This window comes from Streptomyces sp. NPDC028722 (assembly GCF_040637655.1).
GTDB lineage: Bacteria > Actinomycetota > Actinomycetes > Streptomycetales > Streptomycetaceae > Streptomyces.
Genome location: NZ_JBEZWU010000008.1, coordinates 302,797 through 315,832, shown reverse-complemented (window position 1 = coordinate 315,832; position 13,036 = coordinate 302,797). Strand labels below are relative to the sequence as shown.

The 13,036-nt window shown below is 73.4% G+C and carries 14 protein-coding genes; 8 read left to right on the top strand and 6 right to left on the bottom strand.

The window, feature by feature from the left end:
- Positions 1–12 precede the first annotated feature (12 nt).
- Entirely contained in the window at positions 13–393 is a 381-nt protein-coding gene (locus tag AB0F03_RS16000) for an anti-sigma factor antagonist (RefSeq protein ID WP_361991423.1), read from the bottom strand.
- A gap of 137 nt (positions 394–530) precedes the next feature.
- Positions 531–1,481, bottom strand: a complete 951-nt coding sequence (locus AB0F03_RS15995; protein WP_361991420.1) for an NADP-dependent oxidoreductase — start codon at positions 1,479–1,481, stop codon at positions 531–533.
- Positions 1,482–1,663: 182 nt separating this feature from the next.
- Here AB0F03_RS15995 and AB0F03_RS15990 point away from each other — a divergent pair, with 182 nt between their 5' ends.
- Together AB0F03_RS15990 and AB0F03_RS15985 are read left to right on the top strand one after the other, a co-directional pair.
- Positions 1,664–2,515 (top strand): hypothetical protein, encoded by an 852-nt coding sequence (locus AB0F03_RS15990; RefSeq protein ID WP_361991417.1) that lies wholly within the window; start codon positions 1,664–1,666, stop codon positions 2,513–2,515.
- Between the two features lie 153 nt (positions 2,516–2,668).
- The gene (locus AB0F03_RS15985) at positions 2,669–3,061 is read left to right on the top strand and encodes a VOC family protein (protein WP_361991414.1); all 393 of its coding nucleotides are present in this window, start codon (positions 2,669–2,671) and stop codon (positions 3,059–3,061) included.
- 9 nt (positions 3,062–3,070) lie between these two features.
- Here AB0F03_RS15985 and AB0F03_RS15980 read toward each other — a convergent pair whose 3' ends face one another.
- Both AB0F03_RS15980 and AB0F03_RS15975 read right to left on the bottom strand, forming a co-directional pair.
- Positions 3,071–3,370, bottom strand: a complete 300-nt coding sequence (locus AB0F03_RS15980) for a DUF4235 domain-containing protein (RefSeq protein ID WP_361991411.1) — start codon at positions 3,368–3,370, stop codon at positions 3,071–3,073.
- A 28-nt stretch (positions 3,371–3,398) separates the two neighbouring features.
- Complete coding sequence (locus AB0F03_RS15975; protein WP_361991408.1) at positions 3,399–4,415, bottom strand: glutathione S-transferase C-terminal domain-containing protein; 1,017 nt, start codon at positions 4,413–4,415, stop codon at positions 3,399–3,401.
- 98 nt (positions 4,416–4,513) lie between these two features.
- On the opposite strand from AB0F03_RS15975, the gene AB0F03_RS15970 reads away from it, so the two are divergent.
- Positions 4,514–5,743 carry a cation diffusion facilitator family transporter gene (locus AB0F03_RS15970; protein WP_361991405.1) on the top strand — a complete coding sequence of 410 codons (1,230 nt, stop codon included), beginning with the start codon at positions 4,514–4,516 and terminating at the stop codon, positions 5,741–5,743.
- A 105-nt stretch (positions 5,744–5,848) separates the two neighbouring features.
- On the opposite strand, the gene AB0F03_RS15965 is transcribed toward AB0F03_RS15970, so the two are convergent.
- Positions 5,849–6,298, bottom strand: coding sequence for a nitroreductase family deazaflavin-dependent oxidoreductase (locus AB0F03_RS15965; RefSeq protein ID WP_361991402.1), 450 nt, complete (start codon positions 6,296–6,298; stop codon positions 5,849–5,851).
- Between the two features lie 190 nt (positions 6,299–6,488).
- On the opposite strand from AB0F03_RS15965, the gene AB0F03_RS15960 reads away from it, so the two are divergent.
- The 3 genes from AB0F03_RS15960 (at position 6,489) to AB0F03_RS15950 (ending at position 8,564) form a co-directional block, all read left to right on the top strand.
- Positions 6,489–6,947, top strand: coding sequence for a nuclear transport factor 2 family protein (locus AB0F03_RS15960; protein WP_361991399.1), 459 nt, complete (start codon positions 6,489–6,491; stop codon positions 6,945–6,947).
- 183 nt (positions 6,948–7,130) lie between these two features.
- On the top strand, positions 7,131–8,360 hold the full coding sequence (locus tag AB0F03_RS15955) for a cytochrome P450 (RefSeq protein WP_361991396.1): 1,230 nt from the start codon (positions 7,131–7,133) through the stop codon (positions 8,358–8,360).
- A gap of 12 nt (positions 8,361–8,372) precedes the next feature.
- Complete coding sequence (locus tag AB0F03_RS15950; RefSeq protein ID WP_356822938.1) at positions 8,373–8,564, top strand: ferredoxin; 192 nt, start codon at positions 8,373–8,375, stop codon at positions 8,562–8,564.
- A gap of 82 nt (positions 8,565–8,646) precedes the next feature.
- Here AB0F03_RS15950 and AB0F03_RS15945 read toward each other — a convergent pair whose 3' ends face one another.
- Positions 8,647–9,495 carry an endo alpha-1,4 polygalactosaminidase gene (locus tag AB0F03_RS15945; protein WP_361991393.1) on the bottom strand — a complete coding sequence of 283 codons (849 nt, stop codon included), beginning with the start codon at positions 9,493–9,495 and terminating at the stop codon, positions 8,647–8,649.
- Positions 9,496–9,634: 139 nt separating this feature from the next.
- On the opposite strand from AB0F03_RS15945, the gene AB0F03_RS15940 reads away from it, so the two are divergent.
- Complete coding sequence (locus tag AB0F03_RS15940; protein WP_361991390.1) at positions 9,635–10,603, top strand: aldo/keto reductase; 969 nt, start codon at positions 9,635–9,637, stop codon at positions 10,601–10,603.
- A 280-nt stretch (positions 10,604–10,883) separates the two neighbouring features.
- A complete protein-coding gene (locus AB0F03_RS15935) occupies positions 10,884–13,034 on the top strand; it encodes a ricin-type beta-trefoil lectin domain protein (protein ID WP_361991387.1) in 2,151 nt (716 codons plus the stop codon).
- Positions 13,035–13,036 lie beyond the last annotated feature (2 nt).

Below are 13,036 nucleotides of genomic sequence, written 5' to 3'. Positions count from 1 at the left end.
GCGCGTTGCCTCTCACAGCGAGCCGGAGGCGGCTTCGGAGCGGGCCAGGGCCGCCGCCAGGTCCGGGTGCGCGGGCAGGAGCCGGGTCAGGCCGGTGACCCGCAGGACGCGCAGGGTCAGCGGGTGCGTGCACACCAGGTGCAGCTGTCCGCCGCGTTCCAGCACCCGCACGCGCGCCCGGTAGAGCAGTCGCAGCCCCGAGCAGTCGAAGAACTCCACCGGCCTGAGATCGATCACGACCCGGGCCCCCGGCCGACCGGTCGCGCGGTCGAGGAACGGACCGATCTCCGTCGCCGCGACGATGTCGATCTCGCCCCGGAACTCCAGCACCGTGTGCCCACGGCAGGTGTACATGCCCAGTTGCCGGGTGAGGGGTTCGGGCTCGTGTCGCACCTCGGCACCACCTCCCACCGGCCGCCCGGACGTCGGTTCCCGATCGTCAAGTTACCCTCGATGGAAGGAATTTGAGCATGTTCGATTGACATATGTCTTCGAGTTTGGCGCGCCCGGGCCCCGGCCGCCGGGTCCGCTCAGTCCACCAGCAGCACCAGCTTGCCCGTCGTCCGCCCGGTGTCACCCAGCTCGTGCGCCTTCGCGGCGTCGGACAGCGGGAACGTCCCGGCGATCGTCGCCGTCAGCTTCCCGGACTCCGCCAGCTCCGCGACCGCCCGCATCCCGGCGCGATCGGCGTCGACCAGCATCCGCACCCCCCGCACGCCGAGCCGCTCGGCCTCCTCGTAGAACTCCTGGGAGCCTCCCGGCAGGATCGACACCACGACCCCGCCGGGCCGCAGCGTCCGCAGGGACCGTACGGCCGTCTCCCCGCCGAGGGTGTCCAGGACGACGTCCACGTCCCTCACCGCCTCCGTGACGTCGGTGGAGCGGTAGTCGACGGGCTCGTCCACGCCGATCTCCCGCAGGAAGTCGTGCTTGCCCGCGCTCGCCGTGCCGATCACGTAAGCGCCGCGCGCCTTGGCGATCTGCACGGCCACGTGCCCGACCCCGCCGGCCGCCGCATGGATCAGCACCCGCTGCCCGGGCCGCACGTCCGCGTGCTCGGTCAGCGCCTGCCAGGCGGTCAGGGAGACCAGCGGCAGCGCGCCGGCCTGGACGTGGTCGATCGAGGCCGGTTTGCGGGTCAGGGCGCGGACCGGGGCGAGCACGTACTCGGCGTGCGAGCCGTGGCCGAACGGGTACGGCAGCATGCCGAAGACCTCGTCGCCGGGCTCGAAGGCGGCGGCGCCTATCCCGTTCTCGACCACCTCGCCGGACACGTCCCAGCCGAGGACGAACGGGGGCTCGCCCAGGAACCCGCCGGTGGCCCGGTGCTTCCAGTCGGTGGGGTTCACCCCGGCCGCCCGCACCCGGACCAGCACCTGGTTGGGGCCCGGCTTCGGCCGTTCCATCTGCACGTACCGCAGAACCTCGGGACCGCCGAGGACGTCCTGGCTGATGGCTCGCATCGTGTTCACATCGCTCATGGTGACCCAGCCTGCCGGAGTCCGCCCGTCCGGAACATGGCACGACGGCCATCCTCCGACAGGATCGTGCCAAGTTGGGTGACACCCGCGCCGGTGCCGGCGAATCCGCTGAACGTTCCGGCCGTCCCCGGCGTCGCAGAAGCGCACGGGAGTACGGGAGCACGGGCGGAAAAGGGGCGGGCATGCGCAGAGGGATCGTGGCGGTGGCGGTGGCGGCGCTGACGGCCGTGACGGCGGCGGGCTGTGACGACGGGCCACCGCCCGGCCTGGTGGTGAAGGGCACGCCCCCGGCGTCCCCGTACGGCGGCCCGCTGTACGTGCCCGCCGGGAACACCGACGGCACCGGGCCGCGGGCCCTGCGTCTGGCCTCCGGCGCGGCCGGCCGGGCGCTGGAGTGCGACGGGGAGATATTCGAGGGCTCCGGCCCGGACGCGTGGAGCACCGCCGACGGCGGTGCCACCCCGGAGGAGGGACTGGCCCGCTACTTCGACATGTCCGAGCCGCAGGACCCCGGGAGTGGCTACCGCGTCGAGCGCCGGTCCGCGGACCGGGTCCTGTACTCCTACGACGTGGCCGGGCGTACGAAGGTGGCGGTGGTGGTGGCCAGGGACCAGAAGGACCGGCCCGGCTGGGGGCCGGAGACGCACGCCTCCTGCGACCCGGCCGAACTGCCCGCCCGGTACGCCGCCGCCTGGGGCTGGGAGGTGTGGACCGACGGACACGGCAGGCGGCTGCCCGTCAGCCGGATCAGCGGCTCCGCCGGCTCCGCGCACTGTGGCCGGCGGTCGGCCCACTTCCTCAGGCTGGACGGCCGTGAGTACGTCCGCGACCCCGAGGGCGTGCTCGGCCTGGAGGGTCTGCTCCGGGCGCCGTACCGCGGAGACGTGCGCATGCCCGCCGCCGCCCACGACACCGGATACCACTACCGGGGCCGGCGGCTCTGGCTCACGGACGACCGCCACACGGCCTACGTCCGCACCTCCCACGGCGTGGAGGCCTGGCCGCGCGCGAAGGAGGGCGCCGGCTGCGACTGACCGCCACCGGCCGCGCGGCGGACGGCCGGCAACCACCGCACCCGGACCGCCGCTTACGCGCGGTCGCGGCCCAACACGCCGCGCCCGCCGACTGTTTCCCGCGGCGCGGGATATCCGCAGGGGACAACCGCACGGAATCCACCAGGAGGAAGCATGGCACTGGTCAAAGCGGGCGTCTTGGTGCTCGACTGCGCCGAGCCCGAGAAACTCGCCGAGTTCTACCGGGAATTGCTCGAAGGCGAACGGACCGCCGCGTCCGCCAACCTCGTCGAGATCCGGGGCGCCGACGGGGTCCGGCTGGCCTTTCGCCGGGACGTCAACGCGACGCCGCCCAGCTGGCCGCGCCCGGAGAACTCCCTCCAGGCCCATCTCGACTTCCTGGTCGAGGACCTGGACGAGGCCGAGCGCCGGGTGGTGGGGCTCGGCGGCCGGCCGATCGAGACGAGGGACGCGGCGGGGCCGTACGAGGAACGCGGGTACGCCGACCCCGCCGGGCACTCCTTCACCCTGCGCCTGCAATCCTCGACGGCCCCGAAGCAGGGCTGACCGGCCGGCTCAGTCCCGGCCGCCCTTGTCGATCGCCGGCCACACGCCCGTCGACCGTTCGATGGCCTTCGCGCCGGTGCGGTCGACGGCACTGCGCACCACCGCGAAGATGGCGCCCTGGACCGCCGCGGCCAGCAGGATCTCACCCCAGCCGCGGTCGGGGTCCAGGGCGTCGGGCGCGTCGTCCTCGTGCCGGATCGCCATCCACGCCTTGCGGAAGGCCATACCGGCCAGGGCGCCGCCTGCCCAGCTGAGCAGGAATCCGACCGGCTGATAGGCGAGAGGGAGCTTCTTCTTGTTCTTGGCCATGGGTGACTACTTCCTCGTCAGGCGGTCCTCATGCGGGCCGTCCTCGCGGGGCCACCCGTTCGCCCGCGGGCACCGGCCCCGGAGGCGTACCGTCCCCGAACGGCCGGCCGCCCAGCTCCGCGCGGTGGTGGGGAGCGAGCCAGCCCCCGAGGTCCGGGCCGAGCGGCACGATGCCGGTGGGGTTGATGCCGGAGTGCACCTGGTAGTAGTGGCGCTTGATGTGGTCGAAGTCGACCGTGTCGCCGAAGCCGGGCGTCTGGAACAGGTCCCGGGCGTACGCCCACAGCACCGGGTGCTCCGCCAGCTTCCAGCGGTTGCACTTGAAGTGGCCGTGGTAGACGGCGTCGAACCGGACCAGCGTGGTGAACAGCCGGATGTCCGCTTCCGTGAGGGTGTCACCGACCAGATACCGCCGTCCGGCCAGCCGCTCACCGAGCAGTTCCAGCCGCCGGAACACGCCCGCGCAGGCCTCCTCGTAGTTCTTCTGGTGCGTGGCGAAGCCGGCCCGGTACACGCCGTTGTTGACGTCCTCGTAGACCTCGGCCATCACCTCGTCGATCTCCGCGCGCAGGGCGGCCGGGTACAGGTCGGGTGCGCCGTCGCGGTGCAGGGCCGTCCACTGGGTGGCCAGGTCCAGGGTGATCCGCTGGTAGTCGTTGGTGACCAACCGCCCGCTGGGGACGTCGACCACCGCGGGCACGCTCACCCCGCCCGGGTAGCCCGCCTCCCGGCGGTCGTACGCCTCGGCGAGGAACCGGATGCCGAGCACCGGGTCCCGGCCGTCCGGGTCCAGGGTGAACCGCCAGCTGCGGTCGTCCTGCACCGGATCGGCGACCGCCATCGACAGCGCGTCCTCCAGCCCCAGCAGCCGGCGCGCGATCACCGCCCGGCTCGCCCACGGGCAGGCACGGGAGACCACCAGCCGGTAGCGGCCCGCCTCGACCGGCCAGCCGTCCCGGCCGTCGGCGGTGATCCGGTCCGCGAAGTGACTCCTGGACCGGTGGAACGTGCGGTGGCCGTACCCGCGGTTGCCGTCGCCGCCCATGTCTCCTCCTCGCCGCCGGGATCCTCCGTGCCACCGCGTTCCCCGTTCCGCGCGTCCCGCACGGTGTGAGCCGCCCGGTCGGGGGCAGTCGGCGATGAGTGACTGGGACATCCTCGGAACGGGAGAAGGCCGCGCTTACGGCCGGGAACAACGAAACGGCACCGGCGCGCGCCGCGGACGGCGGCGCGCCGCCCGGACGCGAACAGGACGACGGCCGACCCGACGGCGGGTCCGGCAGCCGGTCCGGCAGTCCGCCGGCCGGCCGAGCGGACGGCGGTGGCAAGTCCCGGGCCCATCGGGACGGCGGTGGGGAGCCACGGGCCGACCGGGCCGCCGGCGGTGATTCCCAGGAGAACTCGGCCGACGGCGACGGCGATTCCCAGGCCGACCGGCACACCAAGGTCACCATCCTGGTGGCGCTCGCCGCCAACCTGGTCATCGCCGTCGCCAAGGCCGTCGGTGGTGTCCTCGCGGGCTCGCCCGCGTTGCTGTCGGAGGCCGCGCACTCCGTCGCCGACAGCCTCAACGAGGTCTTCCTGCTGGCCGCGCTGCGCCGCAGCCGCCGTCCCGCCGACACCCGGCACCCCTTCGGCTACGGCAAGGAACGGTTCTTCTGGTCGCTGCTCGCCGCCGTGGGCATCTTCGTCATGGGCGGCTGCTTCTCCTTCTTCCAGGGCGTCGAGGCCCTGCGCAACGGCGCCGACGAGACGTTCAGCGGCTATGTGGTCGGCCTCGCCGTCCTGGGCGTGGCCCTGATCGCCGAGGGCGTCTCCCTGATGCGTGCCCTGCACCAGGTGCGCGGGCAGGGCGGGGGCCTGGCCGGGCTGCGCGATCCCGCGCTGCGCACGGTGGTCGCCGAGGACGCCACGGCGGTCCTCGGCGTCACCCTCGCGCTGGTCGGGATGGCCCTGCACATGGTGACCGGGCAGGTCGTCTGGGAGGCGTCCGCCTCGCTGGCCATCGGCGTACTGCTGGTCTACGTCGCCTACCGGCTCGGCCGCGACGCCCGCGACCAGCTGATCGGCGAAGCCGCCGACCCCGAACTGAGCGGCAGGATCCAGGCGCTGCTGCGGGCCCAGCCGGAGATCGACAGCGTGGAGGGGCTGTTCACCATGAAGATGGGCCTCGACTCCACCCTGGTCGCCGCCCGTATCGACCTGGTGCCGGGCCTGGACAGCGAACGCGTCGAGGAGGTGTCCGAACGCATCAAGCGGTCCCTCACCCACACGTTCCCGGACGCCGACCAGATCTTCCTCGACGTCACCGACCGGCCGGCGGGCAAGGCACACGAAAGCCCCGCCGCGACGGGGGAGCGCGGCGGGGCCTGACGAGCGGGTGCCCGGCGGGAAACGGGTCCACACCTTGCCGGAACAGATTTTTCTGGATCGGACCCTTTCCCGGCCGGAACCGGCACCCCCGCCGGCGCTCTCGCGTCAGCTGCCGTCGGCCGGCTCCAGGACGAAGACCGGGATCTCCCGCGACGTCTTCTGCTGGTATTCGGCGTACGGCGGGAACGCGGCCACCGCCCGCTCCCACCACTCGGCCTTCTCCGCGCCGGTGATCTCCCGGGCCCGCATGTCCCGCTTGACCGGGCCGTCCTGAAGCTCGACCTGCGGGTCCGACAACACGTTGAAGTACCAGACCGGGTGCCGGGGCGCGCCGCCGAGCGAGGCGACCGCCGCGTACCGGCCCTCGTGCTCCACCCGCATCAGCGGCGTCTTGCGGATCTTCCCGCTCTTCGCACCCCGGGTCGTCAGCACGATCACCGGCAGCCCGGTGTCCCGCAGGGTCGTGCCCTCGGTCCCGCCGGACCTCTCGTACAGCTCGACCTGCTCGCGCACCCACTGCGTCGGGCTGGGCTCGTACTCGCCCTCAAGTGGCATGTCTCTCCGTCCCCTTCGTCGTCCCGCGGATCTATGTCACCGGCGTAACACCGGTGGTCGCACGATTCATCCTTACCGCGTGCCGCGTCCGTCGACGCGGTGATTACCTCAGAGGTCATCGCGTCGCCGCGCCCCCCGCGGCACAGTGGTCCCCGTCCCGATCACCACCCGCCCGGGGAGGCAGCCGCCCATGTCCGACGACCGCACCGCCGCGACCCGCTCCGTCGTCCAGGAACTCCTGCGCAGGATCGGCCACGGTGACCCGGAGCTGATCGCCGACCTGTACGCCGACGACTGCGACTGGCGGCTGGACTGGCCGGAGGACGAGCACGGCCGCGCCGACACCCCGTGGATCCGGCACCGTTCCGGCCGGGCCGAGATCGCCGCGCACTACCGGGAACTGGCCACCCACCACGTCCCGGAGGAGGCCGGCACCACCGTCGGGCACATCCTGGCCGACGGCGAGGACGCGGTCGTGCTGGGCGTCATCCGGCAGACCGCCGCACCGACCGGCCGCGCCTACAGTGCCCGCTTCGCCCTGCACCTGACCGTCCGGGACGGCCTGGTCGTACGGCACCACGTGTACGAGGACAGCCTCGCCGTAGCCCGCGCCTTCGCCCCGGGAACGGGCGCCGTGCGGTTGCCCTGACCCGCCTGCGGGAGACACCCTGGGGACGTGGGACCGCGGCCGGTTTCCGCCCCCTGACCCCTCGCACTCCGGCCAGATGACGCCCCGCGCCCAACTGGCCGAACTTGGCGTCGACCTATAGATGCCCTGGGCATCTAATGAAGATCGGCACGACGCACCCCCTTCGTCTGCGAGGTCTCTTCCATGACGGAACTGACGGACACCACCGGCCCGGCTGCCACGGCCGAACCCGTCGCCTTCCCCCAGGACCGCACCTGCCCCTACCACCCGCCCACCGGATACGACCCGCTGCGCGACGGGCGGCCCCTGTCCCGCGTCACCCTCTACGACGGCCGCGAGGTCTGGCTGGTCACCGCGCACGCCACCGCCCGCGCCCTGCTCGCCGACCCCCGGCTGTCCGCCGACCGCCGCCGCCCCGGCTTCCCCGCGATCACCGCGCGCTTCGCGGCCGTCCGCAAGCGCAGGGTGGCCCTGCTCGGCGAGGACGACCCCGAGCACCAGCGGCAGCGGCGGATGATGATCCCCTCGTTCACCGTCAAGCGCGCGACCGAACTGCGTCCCCGGATCCAGCGCATCGTGGACGAGCTGCTCGATACGATGATCGCGCAGGGCCCGCCCGCCGACCTGGTCTCCGCCTTCGCGCTGCCCGTACCGTCGATGGTGATCTGCGGCCTGCTCGGGGTGCCCTACGCCGACCACGAGTTCTTCGAGGAGCAGTCCCGCAGGCTGCTGCGCGGTCCGACCGGCGAGGACACCGAGCAGGCCCGCCGCCGGCTGGAGGACTACCTCGGCGGGCTGATCGACGCCAAGGCGAAGGAGACCGAGCCCGGCGACGGCATTCTCGACGAGCTGGTCCACCAGCGGCTGCGCACGGGGGAGCTGGAGCGCCCCGAGGCCGTCTCGCTGGCCATCATCCTGCTGGTCGCCGGCCACGAGACGACCGCCAACATGATCTCCCTGGGCACGTACACGCTGCTCCAGCAGCCCGGCCGGGCCGCCGAGCTGGGCGCCGACCCCGCGCTGCTGCCCGCCGCCGTGGAGGAACTGCTGCGCATGCTGTCCATCGCCGAGGGACTCCAGCGGGTGGCGGTCGAGGACATCGAGGTCGCCGGCACCACGATCGGGGCCGGTGAGGCGGTGCTCTTCGCCACCTCGGTGATCAACCGGGACCCGGCCGTGTACGACGACCCCGACGCCCTGGACCTCCACCGCTCCGCCCGCCACCACATGGCGTTCGGCTTCGGCATCCACCAGTGCCTGGGCCAGAACCTGGCCCGCGCGGAACTGGAGATCGCCCTCGGCAGCCTGTTCGCGCGGCTGCCCGGCCTGCGGCTGGCCGCCCCCGCCGAGGACATCCCCTTCAAACCCGGCGACACGATCCAGGGGATGCTGGAACTCCCCGTGACCTGGTAAGAGGCTCTTCCCATGCACATCGACATCGACAAGGACACCTGTATCGGCGCCGGACAGTGCGCCCTGGCCGCGCCGGGCGTCTTCACCCAGGACGACGACGGCTACAGCACCCTCGTACCGGGCCATGAGGACGGCTCGGGCGACCCCATGGTCCGGGAGGCGGCCCGCGCCTGCCCGGTGAGCGCGATCACCGTGACCCCCTGACACCGAGGAGCAGCACGGCGGCCGACGTCCCCTCCGGGGCTCTCGGCCGCCGTACCGCCCGGACCGTCACCGGGCGACACGGTCAGCGCACTCTGCGGACGTACGCCGCGCTGCCCGGGGTGGACACGTCCCGGTCGCGGCGGACGATGCTCAGCCGGCCGCCCCACCGGGCACGGGCCGCGCGCAGTCCGGCGTCGGTGTACTCGATGTCCACCACCCGGTCGTCGAACGCCTTCGCGTACACCCCGCACTCGTCGTACTGCCCGCACTCCTCCGACACCGCGAAGTCCAGCCCGGCCCGCCGGCGCCGCCCCGCCAGTTCCGCGGTGTTCTTCTGCGCGATGGCCAGGTGCCGCGCGTGCGCGTGCCGGGACAGGAGGGTCATGAACGCGGTCGCGTCGGCCGCGGTGAGCAGCCGGTGGGAGCGGGTGTAGCTGTCGTAGTTGTCGGGCTCGACGGCGTCGAAGCCCTTCCGCGCGCAGCCGTCGATCCACGTGTTCACCCGCCGCGCCACCCTCTTCCGCGCGGCGGGGGTACGCAGGTCGAGCAGCGGCTCGTGCCAGTCCTCGTCGATGACGACGGCACCGTGCGCGTCGCGCAGCAGCAGGTCGGCCGGCCACGAGGAGCGCTCGGCGGGCTGGGCCTGGAAGGCGTTGACGTAGCAGATGTTGTACAGGCCCGGTGCGGGAGAGTCGGACCGGTCGCGGCTGACGATCCGCACGCCCTTCGGCGGGGGATAGGCGCCGCCGATCTGGTAGTCGAACCCGGCGCCGCGCGGCGGCAGCCGCAGCGTGGCCGGCTCGGCGGCACCGTCACCACCCCGATGGCCGGGAGCGCAGCCGGCCAGAGCCGTCACCGCGATGATCATGGCCGCTGACACGGCGCCCAGGGCCGGCAGGGGCCCAGTGGCGCGGAGAACACCCGTGGGCAAGTCCGCTCCGTCCTGCCCACGCCGGGCGGCGCGGCACTCTCAGGATCAAATCGCCCGCACACCGGCGCCGTCAAGTCGGTCCGGAGCCACCGTCGTAGGCTCTGCCCAGACCATCGTTCCGACGGCAGGAGCAGCAACGATGCAGTACGTGAAGCTCGGTTCGACGGGCCTGGACGTCTCACGGATCTGTCTGGGCTGCATGACCTACGGGCTGCCGGACCGCGGCACGCACGAGTGGACCCTCGACGAGGAGGCGTCCCGCCCGCTCATCCGGCAGGCGCTGGAAGCCGGCATCAACTTCTTCGACACCGCCAACGTCTACTCCGACGGCACCAGCGAGGAGATCGTCGGCAAGGCCCTGCGCGACTACGCCGACCGTGACGAGATCGTGCTGGCCACCAAGCTCAACGGCCGCATGCGGCCCGGCCCCAACGGAGCCGGCCTGTCCCGCAAGGCCGTCATGAGCGAGATCGACCACAGCCTGCGCCGCCTCGGTACCGACTACGTCGACCTCTACCAGATCCACCGCTACGACCACTCCACTCCGATCGAGGAGACGATGGAGGCGCTGCACGATCTGGTCAAGGCGGGCAAGGTGCGGTACATCGGCGCCAGTTCGATGTACGCGTGGGAGTTCGCCAAGGCGCAGCACACCGCCGAGCGGCACGGCTGGACGAAGTTCGTGTCCATGCAGAACCACTACAACCTCCTCTACCGCGAGGAGGAACGCGAGATGCTGCCCCTGTGCGAGGACCAGGGCGTCGGCGTGCTGCCGTGGAGCCCGCTCGCCCGCGGCCGGCTCACCCGCGACTGGGGCACGGTCACCGGGCGCAGCGCCACCGACGACTTCGGCAGCCGGCTGTACCTGGAGAGCGACCGCGCGATCGTCGAGGCCGTCACCCGCATCGCCGCCGACCGCGGCGTGCCGCGCGCGCGGGTGGCCCTCGCCTGGCTGCTGCGCCAGGACGCCGTCACGGCCCCCATCGTCGGCGCCGCCAGGGGCCAGCACATCGAGGACGCGGTGGCCGCCGTGGACCTCGAGCTGAGCGACGAGGAGACCGAGGAGCTGGAGCGGCCCTACACCGCGCGCGCCGTCAGCGGTCACTGACCGCTGACGTCAGGCCCGTGCGGCGCGTGCTCCGCGTCGCACGGACGCCGGGTAAAGGGAAGGGGGAGAGGCTTTCTTCGACGGTGCGTCAATAACGAAATGCGGAAAAGGAAATACCGTGAACGGGAAGATCTCTTGTTCGGGTATGTTCGGCTGTGTAAAAGTGTGGGCTGTCGGCGTGCAGGTACACACATTCCCGGTGTATTTCGAGCTGCCCCGGCCTCTCCCCGTACTCGTTGGTACGGACTAATGCCCGTTTCGTGTCTGGAGGAATGCAGCCGTGCATGAGGCAGGCCCGTCGGACGAGCAGCTCGGTGCCGCACTGAGGAAATGGACGGGCACGTCACCCGCGCTGCATCCGGTCGGCGAACTCCTCGACCGGCACTGGACGGCGGCCTTCGCCTACGCCCGGCTGTGCACCGACGGTCCGCGCGCCGCCGGGATGCTCACCACCGCCGCGTTCACCCGGCTGTTCGGCGCCTCCCTGCGGCAGGCCGGGCCGACCGCCGCCTGGCGGCCCCACGTCCTGGTCGCGGTCCGCCGCATCGCCGCCGAGTGGGACACCGACGAGCGGCGGGAACTCCTCCACCCCGCCCTGCGCCCGGACGACGGCACCGGCGAGCGCGTCGCGGCCCGGCTGCTGCCGCCGTCCGGCCGGCGGCTGCTGTCCCGCGCGTTCCAGCGGGTGCCCGAGACCTCACGTGCCGTGCTGTGGCACACCGAGGTCGAGGCCGAACCCCTGTCCGTGCCCGCCGCCCTGCTCGGCCTGGACGAGGAGAGCGCCGCCGTCGAACTGCGCCGGGCCCGCGAACGGCTCCGCGACGAATGCCTCCAGGCGCACCGCGAACTCGCCCCCGAGGACGAGTGCCGGCGCTACCTGCGCATGCTCGACGTGACCTTCCGGCGCGGCGGCACGGACATCGACCCCGACCTGCGGCAGCACCTGGCCCGCTGCCCCCACTGCACCCGCACCGCCGACCAACTGGACCGCTTCAACACGGGATTGGGCGCCGCGCTGGCCGAGGCCGTCCTCGGCTGGGGCGCCCACGGCTACCTGGAGTCCCGGACGACCCGCACCGCCACGCCGCCTCCGCCCGCCACCGTCACCCCCGCGCGGGAGCCCGCCTTCCCGTACGGCGCCGGGGACGCCGCCGCCCCGCCGGCCGGCGAATCCTTCACCGGCGGGCAGCCGGCGGGACCGGCGGCGCCGACGGTGCCCGCGGCGCCCGACGGATCGGCCGACCCGGCCACGTCGGGTACGGCGGGTGGCCCCGGGCGAGCGGCCGGCCGTGGCGGGGCGGCGGGCCGCCGGATGCCGGGGGCCCTCAGGCGAGCGGCCGGGTTCGGTGCCTCCACCGCTCCCTCCGAAGCCGCCGGCACCGGCGGGCGGACCGACCCCGCCGACCCCGCCGCTCCCTCCGGCCGCCGGGCACCGGGTACCCGCAGGCGAGGCGCCGGGTTCCGTGCCTCCGGTGCTCCTCGCGGAACGGCCGACGCCGGCGGACTCGGCGGGACCGGCGACCCTGCGGGGCTCGCCGCCCCGACCGGTCGTTCGGCACCGGGTACCCGCAGGCGAGATGCGGGAGCCCGTACCTCCGCTCCACCGGTGACCGCCGACGCCGGCGAACGCGGCGACACCACCGCCCCCGCCCGAGCCACCGACCGCACCGGCCTCCACGACCCCGAGGGTCCCGCCGGCTCCACCGCTCCCGTGGCCGCCCGCTCGCCCCGTTCCCTCCACCGGGCCGTTCGGCGTGCGCGACGGCGGCAGGCCGGGGTGGTCGTGCTTGCCGTCGGGGGACTGGTCGCGGTTCCGCTGGTGCTGTGGGCGGTCCACGGGTCCGGTGGCGCCCCGGGGCCCGGTGCCGCGGGCACGCCGTCCCGGACGCCGGGCGGGAAGACCCCCTCGCCGGGCGCGTCGTGGGCCGGCGGGAGCGGTACCGGACAGGGCGCGCTGCACGGCAGGCTGCACAACCTCGCCTCCGGTCTGTGTGTCGGAGTCGTCGGCGCCAAGGCCGTACAGGGCGCCGAGACGGAACTCACCGCCTGCTCCGCGGCCCCGGCCCAGCAGTGGACGTACGAGACCGACGGGCTGCTGCGCAACGCCGCCGCCCCCGACCTGTGCCTGGACTCCCGCCTCGGCTACTCCGTCCGCCTCGCCCCCTGCGCGGCCGAGGGCGACGCCGCCCGCACCATCCGCTACGACTTCACCCTCCAGGGCGTCCTGGTGCCCCGCTCGAACCAGGACCTGGCCCTCACCCCGGCCGCCACCGACGGCTCCGGCGCCCTCGTGCTCAAGACCCGTACCGCCGCGGGCGCCGGCCGCCGCTGGACCGTCGACACCGCAGAACCGGATCTCCGGATGAAGAACGTCGACTGGGACGGCGACACCGTCCCGGTACCGCCCGCCGTGCCCGCGCCGACGTCCTGAGC

What these genes read in the sequence shown, in the direction of transcription:
- AB0F03_RS15995 (WP_361991420.1), bottom strand. Translation starts at nt 1,481, where the DNA reads ATGAGCGATGTGAACACGATGCGAGCCATCAGCCAGGACGTCCTCGGC.
- AB0F03_RS15990 (WP_361991417.1), top strand. Translation starts at nt 1,664, where the DNA reads ATGCGCAGAGGGATCGTGGCGGTGGCGGTGGCGGCGCTGACGGCCGTG.
- AB0F03_RS15985 (WP_361991414.1), top strand. Translation starts at nt 2,669, where the DNA reads ATGGCACTGGTCAAAGCGGGCGTCTTGGTGCTCGACTGCGCCGAGCCC.
- AB0F03_RS15980 (WP_361991411.1), bottom strand. Translation starts at nt 3,370, where the DNA reads ATGGCCAAGAACAAGAAGAAGCTCCCTCTCGCCTATCAGCCGGTCGGA.
- AB0F03_RS15975 (WP_361991408.1), bottom strand. Translation starts at nt 4,415, where the DNA reads ATGGGCGGCGACGGCAACCGCGGGTACGGCCACCGCACGTTCCACCGG.
- AB0F03_RS15965 (WP_361991402.1), bottom strand. Translation starts at nt 6,298, where the DNA reads ATGCCACTTGAGGGCGAGTACGAGCCCAGCCCGACGCAGTGGGTGCGC.
- AB0F03_RS15960 (WP_361991399.1), top strand. Translation starts at nt 6,489, where the DNA reads ATGTCCGACGACCGCACCGCCGCGACCCGCTCCGTCGTCCAGGAACTC.
- AB0F03_RS15955 (WP_361991396.1), top strand. Translation starts at nt 7,131, where the DNA reads ATGACGGAACTGACGGACACCACCGGCCCGGCTGCCACGGCCGAACCC.
- AB0F03_RS15950 (WP_356822938.1), top strand. Translation starts at nt 8,373, where the DNA reads ATGCACATCGACATCGACAAGGACACCTGTATCGGCGCCGGACAGTGC.
- AB0F03_RS15940 (WP_361991390.1), top strand. Translation starts at nt 9,635, where the DNA reads ATGCAGTACGTGAAGCTCGGTTCGACGGGCCTGGACGTCTCACGGATC.